The organism is Kribbella sp. CWNU-51 (genome assembly GCF_054073265.1).
Genome location: NZ_JBSXMZ010000053.1, coordinates 52,287 through 68,473, shown reverse-complemented (window position 1 = coordinate 68,473; position 16,187 = coordinate 52,287). Strand labels below are relative to the sequence as shown.

11 protein-coding genes, 1 tRNA gene and 2 pseudogenes are annotated in these 16,187 nt (G+C 66.4%); 7 read left to right on the top strand and 7 right to left on the bottom strand.

Annotated elements, in window-relative coordinates; translation table 11 throughout:
• Nucleotides 1-663: 663 nt before the first annotated feature.
• Nucleotides 664-865, bottom strand: a pseudogene (locus ACXC9Q_RS38740) (helix-turn-helix domain-containing protein); the annotation flags it as partial.
• A 2,092-nt stretch (nucleotides 866-2,957) separates the two neighbouring features.
• Between ACXC9Q_RS38740 and ACXC9Q_RS38735 the strand changes: the two are divergent.
• Complete coding sequence (locus ACXC9Q_RS38735) at nucleotides 2,958-3,644, top strand: polymorphic toxin type 5 domain-containing protein (RefSeq protein ID WP_457061754.1); 687 nt, start codon at nucleotides 2,958-2,960, stop codon at nucleotides 3,642-3,644.
• A gap of 8 nt (nucleotides 3,645-3,652) precedes the next feature.
• A complete protein-coding gene (locus ACXC9Q_RS38730; protein ID WP_457061753.1) occupies nucleotides 3,653-4,012 on the top strand; it encodes a hypothetical protein in 360 nt (119 codons plus the stop codon).
• A gap of 1,505 nt (nucleotides 4,013-5,517) precedes the next feature.
• Here ACXC9Q_RS38730 and ACXC9Q_RS38725 read toward each other — a convergent pair.
• The 3 genes and pseudogenes from ACXC9Q_RS38725 to ACXC9Q_RS38715 all read right to left on the bottom strand — a co-directional run bounded on the left by ACXC9Q_RS38725 (nucleotide 5,518) and on the right by ACXC9Q_RS38715 (nucleotide 7,010).
• Complete coding sequence (locus ACXC9Q_RS38725; RefSeq protein ID WP_457061790.1) at nucleotides 5,518-6,255, bottom strand: tyrosine-type recombinase/integrase; 738 nt, start codon at nucleotides 6,253-6,255, stop codon at nucleotides 5,518-5,520.
• A 279-nt stretch (nucleotides 6,256-6,534) separates the two neighbouring features.
• Nucleotides 6,535-6,852: pseudogene (locus tag ACXC9Q_RS38720) on the bottom strand (hypothetical protein); the annotation flags it as partial.
• Nucleotides 6,853-6,937: 85 nt separating this feature from the next.
• A tRNA-Thr gene (locus ACXC9Q_RS38715) sits at nucleotides 6,938-7,010 on the bottom strand.
• A 30-nt stretch (nucleotides 7,011-7,040) separates the two neighbouring features.
• On the opposite strand from ACXC9Q_RS38715, the gene ACXC9Q_RS38710 reads away from it, so the two are divergent.
• Entirely contained in the window at nucleotides 7,041-8,249 is a 1,209-nt protein-coding gene (locus ACXC9Q_RS38710; RefSeq protein ID WP_457061752.1) for an MFS transporter, read from the top strand.
• Here ACXC9Q_RS38710 and ACXC9Q_RS38705 read toward each other — a convergent pair.
• On the bottom strand, nucleotides 8,179-9,366 hold the full coding sequence (locus ACXC9Q_RS38705; RefSeq protein ID WP_457061751.1) for an MFS transporter: 1,188 nt from the start codon (nucleotides 9,364-9,366) through the stop codon (nucleotides 8,179-8,181). The genes ACXC9Q_RS38710 and ACXC9Q_RS38705 overlap by 71 nt on opposite strands.
• A gap of 77 nt (nucleotides 9,367-9,443) precedes the next feature.
• Between ACXC9Q_RS38705 and ACXC9Q_RS38700 the strand changes: the two genes are divergently transcribed.
• A complete protein-coding gene (locus ACXC9Q_RS38700) occupies nucleotides 9,444-10,823 on the top strand; it encodes a pyridoxal phosphate-dependent decarboxylase family protein (RefSeq protein WP_457061750.1) in 1,380 nt (459 codons plus the stop codon).
• Here ACXC9Q_RS38700 and ACXC9Q_RS38695 read toward each other — a convergent pair.
• Nucleotides 10,779-11,387 (bottom strand): TetR/AcrR family transcriptional regulator, encoded by a 609-nt coding sequence (locus ACXC9Q_RS38695; protein ID WP_457061749.1) that lies wholly within the window; start codon nucleotides 11,385-11,387, stop codon nucleotides 10,779-10,781. The genes ACXC9Q_RS38700 and ACXC9Q_RS38695 overlap by 45 nt on opposite strands.
• Nucleotides 11,388-11,440: 53 nt before the next feature.
• Between ACXC9Q_RS38695 and ACXC9Q_RS38690 the strand changes: the two genes are divergently transcribed.
• Both ACXC9Q_RS38690 and ACXC9Q_RS38685 read left to right on the top strand, forming a co-directional pair.
• Nucleotides 11,441-12,205 carry a GAF and ANTAR domain-containing protein gene (locus ACXC9Q_RS38690; RefSeq protein WP_457061747.1) on the top strand — a complete coding sequence of 255 codons (765 nt, stop codon included), beginning with the start codon at nucleotides 11,441-11,443 and terminating at the stop codon, nucleotides 12,203-12,205.
• 72 nt (nucleotides 12,206-12,277) lie between these two features.
• The gene (locus ACXC9Q_RS38685; RefSeq protein WP_457061745.1) at nucleotides 12,278-12,574 is read left to right on the top strand and encodes a DUF4287 domain-containing protein; all 297 of its coding nucleotides are present in this window, start codon (nucleotides 12,278-12,280) and stop codon (nucleotides 12,572-12,574) included.
• Here the strand turns inward: ACXC9Q_RS38685 and ACXC9Q_RS38680 are convergent.
• Nucleotides 12,564-13,295 carry an ACT domain-containing protein gene (locus ACXC9Q_RS38680; RefSeq protein WP_457061744.1) on the bottom strand — a complete coding sequence of 244 codons (732 nt, stop codon included), beginning with the start codon at nucleotides 13,293-13,295 and terminating at the stop codon, nucleotides 12,564-12,566. The genes ACXC9Q_RS38685 and ACXC9Q_RS38680 overlap by 11 nt on opposite strands.
• Before the next feature lie 195 nt (nucleotides 13,296-13,490).
• Here ACXC9Q_RS38680 and ACXC9Q_RS38675 point away from each other — a divergent pair, with 195 nt between their 5' ends.
• Nucleotides 13,491-16,049 (top strand): ATP-binding protein, encoded by a 2,559-nt coding sequence (locus ACXC9Q_RS38675; RefSeq protein ID WP_457061743.1) that lies wholly within the window; start codon nucleotides 13,491-13,493, stop codon nucleotides 16,047-16,049.
• Nucleotides 16,050-16,187 lie beyond the last annotated feature (138 nt).

The window sequence follows — 16,187 nt, the reverse complement described above, 5'->3', positions numbered from 1 at the left end:
CCGTAGTTCCGACTACGTTCAACACTCTGAACGCCTGGGCTAACGGAAACGCACACACCTATCCTCTTACGACACTGTGTGCAGCTCTTGGCGCGCGAACTCCGACAGTGGCCGTACCTTTCGCCAAGCATGACTTGGCCGGCCACCCAGCGTGGCTCGCATCTGCCGCGGTTCTACGATACGCAGGCGTGGTGCTAATCGACCCGCACAACGGCTCACCATCGAGTATTGAGCCAATCGACTCGGGGACCGGGGATGCTGTCGCGATGAACTTCGATTGGGCTTGGGTTCTGCAGCAGCTAGATAACTGCTCCGTCGCCTAGTCCTGCTCTCTTTACGTCAAGCGGTAGCGTTGTCTGGCGCGCTCGATGATCTGCTCGTTGTTTTCAGACTCAGCGAACACCCGGCCCACGCCCCTCTCGCGCCGAGGATGGCCGCCTGGGGAACCACCAGGGCAATCAAGCGAAACTAGTCCCCGTGCTCTCACCCGCGCTGCGGGGGTTATGGCAACAATGAAGGGCCCACCACGTGGTTCCCGCATCCGGCCAACCTTACGGCCTCCACGACCATAGAACGACGGCCTCACCAGGCGGCCACGCAACAATTTCCGCCCGGAACGGGCACCCCGCCAGGGGCACCTTGGCTAACTTGAGCCAAGTCGGGTTCCACCGTCGCCGGCGCCGTGGCCCGCGGCGAGGTCTTCGGCCGCCGTGGCCGCGGCTCCAGCGCCGCCTCACCATCCGCCTCGTAACGGGCCCTTCAGCTTGTAGACCCAAGGCCCGGTGCACGCCGTACCGCAAGGGCGACATCAGCCGGCCTGCCCCTCCACGAGCAAGGCCGTGATGACCACTCGAGCCTTCGACATGCCCAAGCATCCGGCCACTCCACCCTCTCGCCTGAGACACGTGTCGCCTATTTCGTGAGACGTCTGTCGCCGATGTCCTGAACCACAACACCACACCCTCCCCTCATGTCAGCGCCCGTGACCAGCGGAAACACGGGGCGGCGGCTGTCCGGCCCCTGTCCGGCTGCGTCCGGGTGCGTCCGGGTGCGTCCGACCAATATCGGCTGATCTCGGTTGTTCGTGCCCTATGCGTGCCTCGTCCGAGTCAAGTGAGCCTCAGGTCAGTGGGGAGGGAACCTGATCGGCACGCCACAGCGCATCCCGACACCGCCGTCCGCAGACTCGCAAGCGTCTGCTACGCGGAAAGGTGTTTACGGTCTGCCTGGCCATCCACGTGGGAAGAATTCATGGCGGGATCTGGAACCACTGCAGCCGTTTGAGCATCGAAGGTAGTGACGACGGGGTGCCCTGCGTCGGCTCTGATCGCCGAGTGCATCCTCCATCTGCCTGGGGGTCATGTCGCGAAGATCGCGTCTGCGCCAACTCTGACCGGCGGAACCAACTCCGATGCGGAAAAGAATCATTCGATGACCGCCGGTTAACGCTTCGCAACTGCTTGGAGCTGCCATGTTCACACGAAAGAGGCCGTTCCGCCCCGGTCCCCGATTCTTTGCTGGTCATCCAAGACTCGAAGATCCAGAATACTTCATTCTGTCAGACGGAGTAACCTACACGCATCCAGTGGGGGCATATCTGGCCGTGCAACCATTCAAGACTGGTGGACGCACCACACGCGGCAAGTCCGGAATCTATCTCTCCATGTTCACGCGGCCCGTCACTGAAAGCAACCAGAGCGAATATCGTGCTGTCATCCCCGCTCGTCGCTTGAAGCGAGACCAGTGGAACTCCTTCAAAGAAGACAACGGGCTCCTAATTCCATTCCAATTCATGATCTATTCGAATGGCGAGTGGGTCGGGAAGTGGCTTTAGAGGCGGCCGGAGAAACCAATGAACGACAACTGGTGGTATGAACAGCAGCGAAGCAGCGCGATTGCTGCCCAGCAAGCTGCTGATGCGGCTCGGTATGCGCAGCAGGCGGCAGACGCCCAGCGAATAGCGGCAATTGAAGGCGCGCGCGTGGCTGAGGCAGCGTGGGTAAATCGTGCACAAGAAGCGCAGCGCCTTAATCGAGACATTCAGGCGAATAGCGTGGACTACCCCAGGTCAGACCTCTCGCAGATCGACAGTATGCGGGAGGCGCAGCGACTGGAGGCGCAGAGGTTTGACGTGCAGAGGATCGACGCGCTGCGGACCGACCAACTGCGGACCGACCAGATTCGGATCGACGCGCTGCGGGAGGCGCAGCGGATTGACGGGCTGCGGACGGACCAACTGCGGATCGACGGGGTGCGGGAGGCGCAGCGGACCGACCAACTCCGGACCGACGCGCTGCGGGAGGCGCAGCGGATTGACGGGCTGCGGACCGACAGTGTGCGGGAGGCGCAGCGGATCGACGGGCTGCGGATCGACAGTGTGCGGGAGGCGCAGCGGATCGACGGGCTGCGGACCGACAGTGTGCGGGAGGCGCAGCGGATCGACGCGCAGCGGATCGACAGTGTGCGGGAGGCGCAGCGACTGGAGGATCGGCGGATCGACGGGGTGCGGGACGCGCAGCGGATCGAGGATCGGCGGATCGACGCGCTGCGGATCGACGGGGTGCGGGACGCGCAGCGGGTCGAGGATCGGCGGATCGACGCGCTGCGGGAGGCGCAGCGGACCGACAGTGTGCGGGAGGCGCAGCGACTGGAGGATCGGCGGATCGACGGGGTGCGGGAGGCGCAGCGGATCGANGATCGACGGGGTGCGGGAGGCGCAGCGACTGGAGGATCGGCGGATCGACGGGGTGCGGGAGGCGCAGCGGATCGAGGATCGGCGGATCGAGGATCGGCGGATCGACGGGGTGCGGGAGGCGCAGCGGATCGAGGATCGGCGGATCGACGGGGTGCGGGACGCACAGCGGGTCGAGGATCGGCGGATCGACGCGCTGCGGGAGGCGCAGCGGACCGACAGTGTGCGGGAGGCGCAGCGACTGGAGGATCGGCGGATCGACGGGGTGCGGGAGGCGCAGCGGATCGAGCGCGACGACGTAAAGCGCCAGTATGAGGAGCGCCGACTCGCGGTGATTCGCGAGACCACGTGGCTCGATGCTGCCCAGGAGGCTCAGCGTCTCGAATCGGTCCGAGATGCCCAGGGATCCGACCCGTCCGGGCCGCTTAGGGACGGATCGTCACCGAACTTCGAGACAGAAGTCCCTGCCGTCGGCCCAATGGAAGCGCCAACACAGAAGGGCCGGCCTGCACGCAAGTGGAACCGGCCATTCAGACGCTACGCGCTTAGGACGATTCTCGAACAGGAAGGACGTCATCCGCTCGACTTCCTCCTGACCGAGGCGGACCCGGTCGGCGATCCTGACGGCCGCAATCGCAAGTTTCGATCGTGGGAGATGTACACCCACGAGCCGACAGTTCAAGTTGGGCACCTCACGAGCCTGCACAGTGGCGCGCCCGAGTTTCTAGCGCTTGAGGACAGCACATTTAATCAGTGGAGCAATCACGTCGGGGAGACTCAGGAGGCTGTATTCGCGAAGACGGCGGTCTTGATAGGAGGTATTCCCGTGGAATATCGCACTGCAAAGCTCTGGCAGCGAGCTGGAAAACTCCCCGGAATAAAGTTTGAAGAGCTAAAACCCTCGCAGGGTTGGCAACCCGACCCGAAGCGTCAGCGGCGGCGGAGAAAGTAAGGTTTCTGATGGGCATATTTAGCAGTGTCGGCAGGTTCGCTTGGGACCTGCTTGAGGACTTCGGCAATCAGTCCAGAGCACAGGGACTGATTCGGCGGGTGGTCGTTCTGCCAACGTACGAGTCGATGGTATCCATCTTCTTCGAGGAGCTCTCGTATCACCGGAAAGAGAGCTATGTGGAAGCGGTCCCGGATGTACTGGACAGTGAGATACGCGCGATGTACATCATTGCTGATCCTCACATGGCTGAGGTAGCGGAATACACGGGCGACGCAGAGAAAGCACTCCCTTGGTTGGAGACAACGGGTCTCGAGCCAAGCGAGGTACTCGCTCGCTTGAGATTCCTGAAGAACTGCATGCAGACCTGATCTCAAGAACCGCCTCCCAGGGCAACGCTATATGGGGAGGAAGCAAGGAGGGGCTATGTTCCGCCGTAATCGTCAATACCAGAAACCCGACACGCAGCTATATGCGGAGAATCCGCCTTTGGAGGAACCTGAGTATTTCCTCCTTGAGAGCGGAAGAACGTACGTTCATCCAGGTCAGGGCCTCCTGAGCGTCACGCCACACAAGGTCGGAACCAACGAGTCAAACGGAAAACCCGGCTTGGTCTTCTTCCTTAACCATAGTATGTATGCGTATGACACATGGGTGGTGCCAACGCGCAAGTTGGCCGCGGGAAAGTGGCATGAGTTCCCTTATCGAGACCCGCGAGGGAAAAAACTCACATTGCCTTTCGCATTCCGCATTGAAACACGCGGAAGCTGGATTGGCACCTGGCGATAGCCCGGGAGAGTATACCCGGTGGTTTCGCATGACCAACGCATATTACGAACGTCTCCGTGTCGGGCCGCGCTGTTGCTGAATCGCAATGGCAACAGAACTGGACGTCAAGTCAGCTTAACTATGTTCTCGCTGAACAGCAAACGATCGCAGCGATTAACGCGGCGCGACAATACTGTGCATCGAGTGCGACGGGTTCAGCCGCGTGGGTGCCAAGTGGCGATCTGAATCGCGCGACCGAGGAGCGTATCCATGCGTACCGTCACGAGGCCGAGCGCGTTCGTGCAATTCAAGGGCTGCGGCTCTCGTGGGACAGCGCTTGGCTGCAATCTCGGAGTGCCGGCGTGTTCAGGTAGCCCAAGAGGCAGCTCGGAAGGAGCTGGATCGAATTCAGGAGGCGCGGGCAACTGCCGCTCAGCTGGAGGTTCAGCGGGTGGAGGCGACTCGGCCACTCAGCGAGCTGGAGGCGGCCCGGCAGGCTGAGGCTCTGCAGCTCCAGCGGCTCGAGGTGGCGCGCATTGAGCGCGAGTTAATCGATCGAACCGGCTATGCAGGCCAGCGAGAGGGCGAGGTAACAACGAGTTCCGAGCATCCTGATTCGGCTGCGGCCTTCGTGCCGCCACACCCCGATGCTCCAGCCGCCGGAGCCGAGTTGCCGGAGGCTGGAACACCGGGGCGTCAGCCGACCGCGGGTTCGCGACAGAAAGGGCCTACCGACTCGTGCCGCGGTTGGGTCGGCAACTTCCTGACATCTCATTACGAGGACGAACGACAGCGTCGCCTTCGCTCTCTACCAGCGGTTTTGGCAACACGGCCGCCCGCAGCGTGCGCGAGGTTCCCCATGAGTCTCAGCCATTTCGCGCCAAGGCTGATGCCGCGGCAGACGACTACCGCGGACGGCGCCGCATCAGCGGATGACCGAGCCCAGCGTGACAATTCCCGGGCGGCGACGCATGGCGGTGCGTACCGGTCGATGACGCTCAGGAGCCGCCGCCCTTAGCGCTTCCCGCACCTCAATGTGCTTGCCACAGCAAGCAAAGAGCATCGTCTGAAGATCTTGTCGCGCCCGGAGCGACGACAGTGGATTCAATCAATGTGCAGCACGCCCTGGTTTAGGCATGCGCGCGGCCAGTGCGTTGGCTGCTTGCTTGTCCGATTCAGCTACCCAGGCTGCGTAGACGCGAAGCGTTGTTGTGCCGCCACCGCCGTGGCCAAGGCGACCGGCGACTGTGCGGATATCTACGCCGGACCTGATGAGCTCCGTTGCCGAGTAATGCCGCAATGTGTGGAGGTGGCTCTTGATGCCGAGCCGTGTGCACATGTCGGCGTAGCGGTGGCTGACGCCGTCGGGGTTGCACGGGCGACTGTGGTCTGCCTCGTAGGAGAAGACGAAGGCGGACTCGTCGAAGGCCACGCCGAGCGCCGCGATCTGCTCCTGGCAGTTGAGGCGGTGTTTGGCGAGCAACTCGACGGTTCCCGGGTCCAGACTGATGCGACGCATCTGATGCGTCTTGGTGTCCTTCTCACGCGCTTTTCCGTTTCGGCGGGTGAAGTTGCGCCGGATTTCCACCACCCCTTGGTCAATGTGCAGGTCACGCCAGCGCAGCGCGAGCAGCTCGCCGCGACGCGCGCCAGTCACCATCTTCAGCCAGATCAACATTCCCCAGGCAAAGTCCTGCTCCCACGCAGCCGTGATGATCCGAGAACCCTCGTCTGACGTCGGCGGCTGCGGCTGGGGTGCTACCTGCCTCGGCTTCTTTGCCTCGGCGGCTGGATTGCTGTCGATCCACTCCCATCGAACCGCGGCCGCGAGCGCTCCGCTGATCACGAAGTGAACCTTCCGAACAGTCCCTGCGGCCAACGGCCTGCAGACGTGCGGTCGGCATTCGATGACCTTGCATTCTGCCGCGGCGCAGTCATGCTCGGCACGCGACTTCACCGACGGTCGGCCCGGAGGCCACCGATGTTTTACGACTCGGCATTCATGTACATCTGAGGTTCGATGCTCGACGAAGGGCTTCCCGCCGCAACGGACGCTGCACCGTCGCAGGTGCGCATAGAACTGTTCCAGAACACGGGTTCCGAGCTTGGAGATCGGTACATCTCCCAGGGCTGGGCCAATCGTTCGATCCGCGAGCTCGCGATACCTGTCCAGCGTGGACTCGTCGGCTTCATGCACTTCGAGCCACGCATCCAACGCGTACGACAGAGTGGCTTTCGTCGCGGCGTTCCGCTGGCGGTCGACCTTGGCTAGCAGTCGCGAACGGATCTCTGGGATTTTCTTCTCGTCGCGAGTGGACTCGCTTAGGTAAGAGTCCTTCCCGGTCACGGGGTCTACGCCGGCGTAGACCAGCACCTGGTGAGAGTTGCCTCGCTTGCGGACGTACCCCCGCTCACGACCTCCGGTACTGCGACGTCCAGCCATGAACTCATCGTACCCATTGTCAAATCCATTGACAGACGGTCGCCACGGCCGATCACTGCCTGTAGTAATGCCTGGTCAGAGTGGGAGCCGGTGAGGGGACTCGAACCCCTAACCACCGCTTTACAAGAGCGGTGCGCTGCCAGTTGCGCCACACCGGCGGGTGTTGTGCCGGACCATAGTAAGGGATCGTGTGGGGGGTGTGGCGGGGGTCGGTGGGGTTTCGGGTGTTGTGGGTGGCTCGGTCGGTGTCCTTCTTGGGGGACTCGCTCGGGCTGGTGGCGCTGTTGTTGTACGTCGAGGGGGCCACGGGAGCGGCGTTGGCGGTGGCATTGCTGTTGTTGGCGGGGGACTTCACGCCGGGGTTGTTCGGGGCGTTCGCGGGAGCCATCGGGGACCGGTTCGACCTCAAGAGGGTGATGGTCTCGTGCGATCTGGTGCAGGGGGCGCTGGTCGTGGTGATGGCGGTGGTGTTGCCGCCGTTGCCGGTGTTGTTGGTGCTGGTCGCCGTACGGAGCATTACTGCGCAGGTATTCCAGGCGAGCTCCCGGAGTGCAGTGCCGGCGTTGGTCAAGGACGAGGAGTTGGAGGCGGCCAACTCGGCGCTGGGGGCGGGAACCAACGGGCTGGAGGCGGTCGGGCCGTTGATCGCGGCGGCGTTGTTCTTGGTCACTGATGTCCGCGGGATCCTGCTCATCGATGCGGCAACGTTCTTCGTGTCGGCGGTGCTGCTGAGTCGGTTGCCGGCCATGCCCAAAGCAGAGCGTTCGGGCCACAGCCTCGTAAGAGATGCGCGCGACGGTCTGGGCTACATCTGGCGGACGAAGGCGGTCCGGGTGATCGGGCTCGGGTTCTTCGCCGTGGTCGCGTTCAGCGGGGTCGACGATGTCGCGATGGTGTTCCTGGGCAAGGACGAGTTGCACGGCAGTGACTCGGCCGCGGCGAGCCTGTACGCCGGAGTCGGCATCGGGCTCGTGACGGGGTTCGCCCTCCTGGCGAAGTACGCGACTAGATTCAGCATGCCTGCACTGATGGTCACAGGGTTCGCCGTGAGCAGCGTCGGCAACTTGTTCACCGGCCTGGCTTGGGCGATCTGGGCCGCGCTGGCGCTGCAAGTCATCCGCGGACTCGGCATCGCCGGCGTCGACGTGGGGATCAACACGCACCTGCAACGGGTCGTCCCCCCGCACCTCCGGAGCCGCGTCTTCGGCAACCTGTACGGCGCAATCGGCCTGGCAGCCGGGATCTCGTATGTCTTCGGCGGCCTCCTCCTTCAGCACACGAATGCACGTGTCACGTTCGTTGCCGCGGGTGTCGGTGGACTGCTGGCTACGACTGCGACAGCGATCGGAGTTCGGCGATCGGCCGGCGGAGAGCGCGAGCCCCGGGTACGGCGATGAGCGCGATCGCCGCCATCACCAGGAACGCCGCGGACGGGTGGTCGACGAGCAGCCCGACCAGGACCGCGACCAGCAGGCCGCCCAGGTTGCCGGCCATCCAGATCAGGCCGGCCGCGGTGCCTTCGGCCTCCCCGGTACGGCGTTCCACGAGCTCGAGCACGATCGGGAGAGCCGGGAGCAGGAGCAGCCCGATCAGCGTGATGGCAGCGAAGCCGGTCACGACGCCCGGTGCCAGCGCGAGCAGGACGCAGGCGGCCGCGGTGCAGCTGAGACTCACGACGAGGAGAGCCGACTCGGCGCGGCGCCGGACGACGAGGATCGGGATCACCGCGCTGCCGAGGACGCCGGCGACGACGTTGACCAGCAGGATCACGCTCGCCGTACCGCTGCTCACCCCGGCGGGTTCGAGCAACGCCTGCGCGAAGGTGCTCATGGCAACGAAGACGCCGAACGGGAAGATCGCCAGCACGCAGAGCCGGCGGATCAGCGGATCGCCCCAGGCGACCTGCAGTGCGCCGCGATCCGGTCGATGTCTGCCCAGCTCAAACGGACCTTGCTTGCGCAAGGCAACGATGAGGAGCAGGGCTGCCACCACGCAGAACACGGCGGTCACGGCCAGCATCGTCGGCAGCGACGAAGCCGTGGTGAAGACCGCGGAGAGCAGGAACGCGATCACCATGCCGAAGAAGATGCTGGCGGTGCCGACCGCGATCCCCGTCGGGCGATCTCGCGAGGCCAGATAGTGGCCGGTGATACCGGTGACCGCGTTCAGCACCAACGGTTGGGCGATCGAGGCGATGATCTGCCCGGCCAGCAGCCAGCCGAAGTCGTCACCGATGAGCCGTACGCCGGCACCGAGCGCGGTCAGTACGGCGCCCGCGATCAGGCCGGCCCGGAACCAGCGATCCAGGATCAAACCGCAGGGGATCGCGAGTACGACGTACAGCAGTGGGAAGACCTGGGCGAGCCAGCCGATCGCGCTTTCGGAGACGCCGTACCGGGCGGCCGCGACCGTGGTCACGCCGGCGAAGTTCAGCCAGACCAGCTGGGTCGCCGCGCCGACCAGCGCGTAACCGGCAATCGCCGTCCAGCGACTCCCCGTGACCACCCGCGCCATACGCATCCTCCCAAGGCCTGAGCGAACTGTAATGCCGTCACACGCTGCATCACACGATCCCGGCGTACAAAAGAGGCATGGTGGATTGGGAAGGGCCGCTCACGGAAGCGTTCGAGCGGGCGACGACGTACCTGACCGGGCTCCCGGAGCGCCGAGTCGGCCCGCGGGCGACGGCGGGCGAGCTCCACGACGCACTCGGCGGTCCGCTGCCCACCGGGCCGAGCGATCCCCGGGACGTGGTCGCGCACCTCGCGAAGGGGGTCGAGGACGGGCTGTTGCCGAGTGGCAGCGGCCGCTTCTTCGGGTTCGTGTTCGGTGGCGCGACGCCCGCGGCACTCGCCGCCGACTGGCTCACCACGGTGTGGGACCAGAACGCGGGCCTGTACGCCGCCGCACCCGCCGCGGCCGTGGTCGAGGAAGTCGCGGCGAACTGGCTGGTCGAGCTGTTCGGACTGCCATCTGGTACGTCGGTCGGCTTCGTCACCGGCGCCCAGATGGCCAACTTCACCGGTCTGGCGGCCGCCCGCCACGAAGTACTGCGGCGGACGGGCTGGGACGTGGAGAGCCAAGGCCTAATCGATGCACCAACTATCCGGGTGCTCGCCGGCGCCGAGCGGCACGACACGATCGACCGGGCGCTGCGCTTCCTCGGGTTGGGGACCAGTTGCATCGTGCCGATCGACGTCGACGATCAGGGCAGGATGCGGGCGGACGCACTGGCGGCCGCGCTGGAAACAGAAGGACCGCAGATCGCTTGCGCCCAGGCCGGCAACGTGAACACCGGTGCCTTCGACCCGATCGCCGAGATCTGCGACCTGGCGCACGCGGCCGGCGCGTGGGTCCACGTCGACGGCGCCTTCGGTCTCTGGGCCGCGGTCAGTCCCGAGTTGCGCCCGCTGGTCGCCGGCATCGACCGCGCCGACTCCTGGGCGACCGACGCGCACAAGTGGCTGAACGTCCCGTACGACTCCGGCCTCGTCCTCTGCGCCCACCCCGAGCCGCACCGCGCCGCGATGTCGATCAGAGCGGCGTACCTGATCCAGGACGAGAACGGGCAGCGTGACTCGCTCGACTTCAACCCCGAGTTCTCCCGGCGGGCGCGCGGTTTCCCTGTGTACGCCGCCATCCGCGCGCTCGGCCGATCCGGGATCGCCGAGATCGTGGATCGGTGTCAGGCGATGGCTCGCCGGTTCGCGGACACGCTGGCCGCGAACGGGGTCGCCGTACTGAACGACGTCGTACTCAACCAGGTCCTGGTCCGCTTCGGAGACGACGACGCGCTGACCCGGCGAGTGGTGAGCGCGGTCCAGCAAGAAGGCACGTGCTGGATGTCGGGCACGACCTGGCAGGGCAAGGCCGCGATGCGCATCTCGGTCAGCAACTGGACAACCGACGAGGCGGACATCGATCGCTCAGCTGCCGCCGTACTGACTGCTGAAGGAGTCGAGCGTGGCTAAGGCCGCGTTGAGGGAGTCGCGGAGCGGGGCGGGCCGGCGGAGGGTTTGAGTGAGCAGTACGCCGCCCTGCATCGCGGCGAGGATCGTGTTGGCCAGGTAATCGGGATCGGCGTCCGGCCGGAGTACGCCGTTGTCGCGCATGGTCCGGAGATCGGTCCGGAAGCGGTCGAGCCAGCGCTGATAGCCGGCGGCGAGGCGGGCGCGGGTCTCGGGGCGCGACTCGGCGAGCTGGCCGGCGAGTGAGCCGAAGTCGCAGCCGCCCTCGAACTTCCGGGCGGTCTGCCGCGCCACGACGCGGTCGGCCCAGCGATGCCAGGCCTCGATCGAGTCGAGCGCGGGCTCGCGATCCAGCAGGGTTTCCGCCTGCCAGCCGATGACGTCGTCGATCAGCGTCGGCTTGTCGCGGAAGTAGTGCGTCAACTGCGAACCGCTCACCCCGGCGACCCGCCGGATGTCCTCGAGCTGGGTGCCGGCGACGCCGCGCCGATGCACCAGGTCCGCCGCGGCAGCGAGGATCCGGGCGCGGGTGGCCCGTCCTTTCGCGGTCAGTCGATGGTCGGCCATTCCTCGACACTAACGCGCTGACCCGTAGCGGAGGGATGGCCCATGATGGGGTCATGGCGGAGGGGATTCTGGAACTGGCCCAAGAGCTGGCCGAGGTCAGCCGACTGGTCGAGGACGACGATGTCGCCACGACACTGGGCCGGTTCGTCAACCGGGTGGTGCGGACCGTGCCCGACTGCGAGGAGGCATGCATCAGCGTGCTCGTCGACGGTAGGGCGGAGATGGTCGCGCGCTACCACAGCACCGCGGATGAGCTCTCCGAGCCGGCCCGGGCCGCCCTCGCCGAGCGGCTGATCGCGGCCGACGGTCCGGTGTACGACGCGATGGCGTACGGCGAACCGCACCGGATCGACGACCTCGCGTCGGACCACCGTTGGCCGGAGTTCGCCGCGAGCGCGATCAACGCGGGTTATCGCAGTTGCCTCTTCCTCCCACTGCCCGCGCTGACCGGGTCCGCGGCCGCCTTCAGCCTGTTCTCGGCGACCCCGGATGCCTTCGGGAGTACGTCGTACGACGTCGTGCTGCTGTTCGCCCTGCACGCCGGGGTCGCGTTCGACAACGTTCAACTGTTCAACGACAGCCGGACTCTGGTCGAGCAACTGCGATCCGCGATCACGACCCGGACAGTGATCGGTCAGGCCCAAGGCATCCTGATGCATCGGTACGGGCTCGCGTCGAGTGTGGCGTTCGAGGTCCTGAAGCGGTGCTCGATGGACGCCAACATCAAGCTCCGGGAGGTGTCGACCGAGCTGGTGGTGGCGCAGGACTCGGGACAGCTGACCGCGGCGCTGCAGAAGTACGGCCTGCAGACTTCTTGACGGGGCCTGTCGATTTCCGGGGTGGTCGCTCGACGCAGGTGTGTACGACGACCACAAGGGAGAGGCAGCGAGATGTCGTTTCAGGCGTATCTGGACAAGATCGAGGAGAAGACCGGCCTGACGCCGCGGGAGCTGGTCGAGAAGGCGAAGGCGCGCGGGTACGACGCTGCCGGCGTGAAGGCCGGCGTGATCTGCGACTGGCTCAAGGAGGACTACGACCTCGGCCGCGGGCACGCGATGGCGATCGTCCATGTGATCAAGAATGGTCCGGGCATCAGCGACAAGCACGTCGGCAGCAAAGGCTCGCACGGCGACCCCACCAACCTCCTCTGGCTTGACGGCAAGGCGACCAACCCGCTCAACGCGTAGTGAGCGCGAGCTCGGCGAGCTCCGCCAGGCGGTGGGCTCGGGCCGACTCGGCGGGGGTGAACGGCTCGCCTGCGCGGGTGAACGCGAACAGGCCGGTCCAGGGGGACGGGATCTTGAGGACGGTGCCGTCGGCGGGGAGCGGCGCGGCCAATGTGACGTGGTCGGTGACGAGGCGGGCGCCGAGGAGTTCGGCGACCGCGTGCGGGAGTTCGCCCGGGTCGCCGACCACGCGGGCCGACAGGCTGAGCGCCTTGGTCTGGCCGTCGACCAGGGCGAGGGTGGTGGTCGGCCACGCGTGGGCGTCCCGGCCGCCGGCGGCTTCGATTGCCGTCAGCAACGAGTCTGCGTCGATCGGATCCGGCGTCGAGACGACCAGTTCGTCGCGGACGCCGTCGTCGAGCGGGTGGATGTGCAGGCCGAGGATGTTCGCGTCCAGGTCGGTCAGGTGGTGCGTCAGGCGTTCCAGCGCGCCAGTCCGGTCGTCGAGCGTGACGCGGATCCGCCACAGCGCGCCGAGTCCCGCGGCCGGCCGGGTGCGTGGCGCGTGCAGCCAGGATCGCAACAGTCGCATGGTCGACGGCTCGATCACCCAGATCACCAGGCCGGTCGTCACGACCACCAGGACGCTCACCGCGATCAGGTACGACGGGTGCAGCGCCAGGACGATCGCGTGCAGTGCGAACTCGACGGGGAAGATCGCCAGCAGTTTGGCCACTGTCAACCGGAGTCGTCGCGGATGCGGGAGTCGCCCGCACACATCACACGCGAGTCCGCCGGTGAGCGCCGTACGCAACGGTTCTATGCCTCCAGCGTGACCGGCGCACGTTGCCCGGCTGTTGCGGTGACGTGAAGTTGTGCGGCGTACGCAGAGCGCAGGCTCTCGACGGCGGTGGTCTGACCGTTGAGACTGGGCGGCATGGGTGGGGCGATGGTGGCGATGTTGTTCTCGGACATCGAGGGATCGACCGTGTTGCTGCGGCGCTTGGGGGACAGGTATCTGGATGCGCTGGAGAGCCATCGGCGGATTCTGCGTGCGGTGTGGACGGCGTACGGCGGGGTTGAGCAGGGGACCGAGGGGGACAGCTTCTTCGTCGTGTTTCCGCGTGCTGGGGACGCGGTGGCGGCGGCGGTGGAGGGGCAGCGGGGGCTCGAGGCGCAGTGTTGGCCAGGCGGTGAGCGGCTGCGGGTGCGGATGGGTATTCACACCGGTACGCCGGGGGTGCACGAGGGCGACTACTGGGGGATGGACGTCCACCTCGCGGCCCGGATCGCGGCCGCGGCGCACGGCGGGCAGGTGATCGTGTCCGCGGTCACTGGTCAGCTCACCCAGCTCCCCGACGGCGTCACCCTCCGCAATCTCGGCACCCACCACCTGAAGGACATCCCCGAACCAGAGCACCTGCTGCAAGTCACCGTCGCCGGACTCCAGTCGGACTTCCCACCACCGCGCAGCCTCGGTACGGCGACCAGCCTTCCGGTCCCGGCCACTCCACTCCTCGGCCGCGAGGCGGACCTGACCCGCGTCGTGGACCTCCTCGACCAACCGGACGTCCGGCTCGTCACGCTGACCGGACCGGGTGGCTCGGGCAAGACGCGCCTGGCGGTGGGAATCGCCGGCGGACTGACACACCGGTTCCCAGGCGGCGTGTACTTCGTCCCGCTCGCCTCCGTGACGTCCGAGCAGGTGATGTGGACATCGATCGCCGAGGCGCTCGACATACCGCCACGGGAGCGTGGGCGGATCGTCGCCTACCTGGCCCAACGCACGCTGCTGCTCGTTCTCGACAACCTCGAGCAACTCGCGGGCGCCGACAAGATCGTTGCCGAGATCATCGAAGGCGCGGCGCACGTGAAGGTCGTCGTGACGTCGCGGCGCCCGCTCGGGCTGGTCGGCGAGTATCAGCACTCCGTGGCGCCCCTCACGGTGCCGTACGACGAGGCCCTGGCCGAGAAATCCGCCGCCGTCCAGCTCTTCGTCCAGCGCGCGCAGGCCGTGCAGCCCGGATTCACGCTGACGCCGGGCAACGTGGCCGACGTGGTCGCGATCTGCCGCCGGCTGGACGGGCTCCCGCTCGCGATCGAGTTGTGTGCGCCCCGGATCCGGGTGCTGAGTGTCAAGGAGTTGCTGGCCCGCGTCGACCAGACCCTCGACATCGCCTCGACGAGCAGCGTGACGCCGGAGCGGCAGCGCACGCTGCGCGAGACCATCGCCTGGTCCTACGACCTGCTCAGTCCCGAGCAACGGCAACTGTTCCGCCGGCTGGCCGTCTTCTCCGGCGGCGCGGACCTCGCGGCGGTCGAAGAGGTTGCCACCGGCACCGACCCGCTCGACGCCATCGCCGAACTCCACGATGCGAACCTGATCACGCTCGCCGAAGGCCCCGAGAGTACGACCAGAATCGTCCAATTGCAGACAATCCATCAGTACGCCGACGACGAACTGCGAGCCACCGACGAAGCCGGCGCCGTACGCGGCAACCACGCGACCTATTACGCCGACCTGGCCGAGAACCTCGAGGCGCTGAAGAAGTCGACGCACGGCGCGGCCCAGGAGCGCGCCGAAGCCGACCTCGACAACTTCCGCGCCGCGCTCGACTGGTCCACCGAGCACGACGTGCGGACCGGGCTCCGGCTCTGCTCGGCGCTCGGGTGGGTCTGGGTGCTCGGCGGGTACGTCGCCGAGAGCCGCATGTGGCACGAGCGCGTCGTCGCCGCGGCCGGCGACACCGCCTCGCCGGAGCTGGCCGCCTGTCTTCGCGGATTGACCAATCTCCTTCTCATGCAGGGCGAAACGAGCCGCGCCCACGAGGTCGCGACGCGCAGCCTGGAGATGGCCCGGGAGCTCGAGGACCAGGCCGCCATCGCGTTCGGGATGACTGTGCTCGGTTCGGTGCAACGCCAGCAAGGGGATCTCGAGGCGGCGCGGCGGACTCTCGCCGAGGGGGTGGATCGCCTCCGCCCGCTCGACGACGACTGGCGGCTGGCCCGGGTGCTCAGCCACCTCGGCGGCATCGAGGAGGCTCTCGGGCACTTCGATCGCGCGGAGGAGGTGCTCCGGGAGTCGCTCGCGATCACCGAGTCGACAGGTGACGTGCACGAGGCCGCCGTACAAGGGCAGAACCTGGCCTTCCTGCTCGCGCTCGCCGGCCGGGTCGACGAGGCGAGCGAGCTGGCTCGCGAACTGGTCCCCACGGTCGTGGCGCTCGGCAGCCCGACTCTCACGATGGCGTTCTCGAACACCGCCATGAACATCCTGCTGCGGCAGGGAGATCCGGTCCGCGCGGCCCGATTGTTCGGCGCGGAGGAGGCGATGGGTGAGCGCCTGGAGATTGCCAACCCGTACCTGGAGGAGGAGCTGGCGGAGGCGCTCGAGCTCGTCGGCGACGCGCTGACCCGCGAGGAGTGGGAGCGGCACCGGCGGGAAGGCCGCTCCGAGCGGGTCGAGGATCTCCTCAACCGCCTCCCGGTCGGCTGAGCCAGGCGTGATCCTTGCCTGCCGCAAGGATCAGACCCGCCGAGCGGTTGTGCACGGCCGTGAGGGGACTCCATACTGCTCTCACCGCCATCGGCGGTCTGTGGGGGCAGAAGTCTAACTGGGGTTCATGGACGTGGG

Coding starts and splice junctions, on each gene's coding strand:
- ACXC9Q_RS38730 (WP_457061753.1), top strand. CDS start 3,653: ATGGGCATATTTAGCAGTGTCGGCAGGTTCGCTTGGGACCTGCTTGAG.
- ACXC9Q_RS38705 (WP_457061751.1), bottom strand. CDS start 9,366: ATGGCGCGGGTGGTCACGGGGAGTCGCTGGACGGCGATTGCCGGTTAC.
- ACXC9Q_RS38700 (WP_457061750.1), top strand. CDS start 9,444: ATGGTGGATTGGGAAGGGCCGCTCACGGAAGCGTTCGAGCGGGCGACG.
- ACXC9Q_RS38695 (WP_457061749.1), bottom strand. CDS start 11,387: ATGGCCGACCATCGACTGACCGCGAAAGGACGGGCCACCCGCGCCCGG.
- ACXC9Q_RS38690 (WP_457061747.1), top strand. CDS start 11,441: ATGGCGGAGGGGATTCTGGAACTGGCCCAAGAGCTGGCCGAGGTCAGC.
- ACXC9Q_RS38685 (WP_457061745.1), top strand. CDS start 12,278: ATGTCGTTTCAGGCGTATCTGGACAAGATCGAGGAGAAGACCGGCCTG.
- ACXC9Q_RS38675 (WP_457061743.1), top strand. CDS start 13,491: ATGGGTGGGGCGATGGTGGCGATGTTGTTCTCGGACATCGAGGGATCG.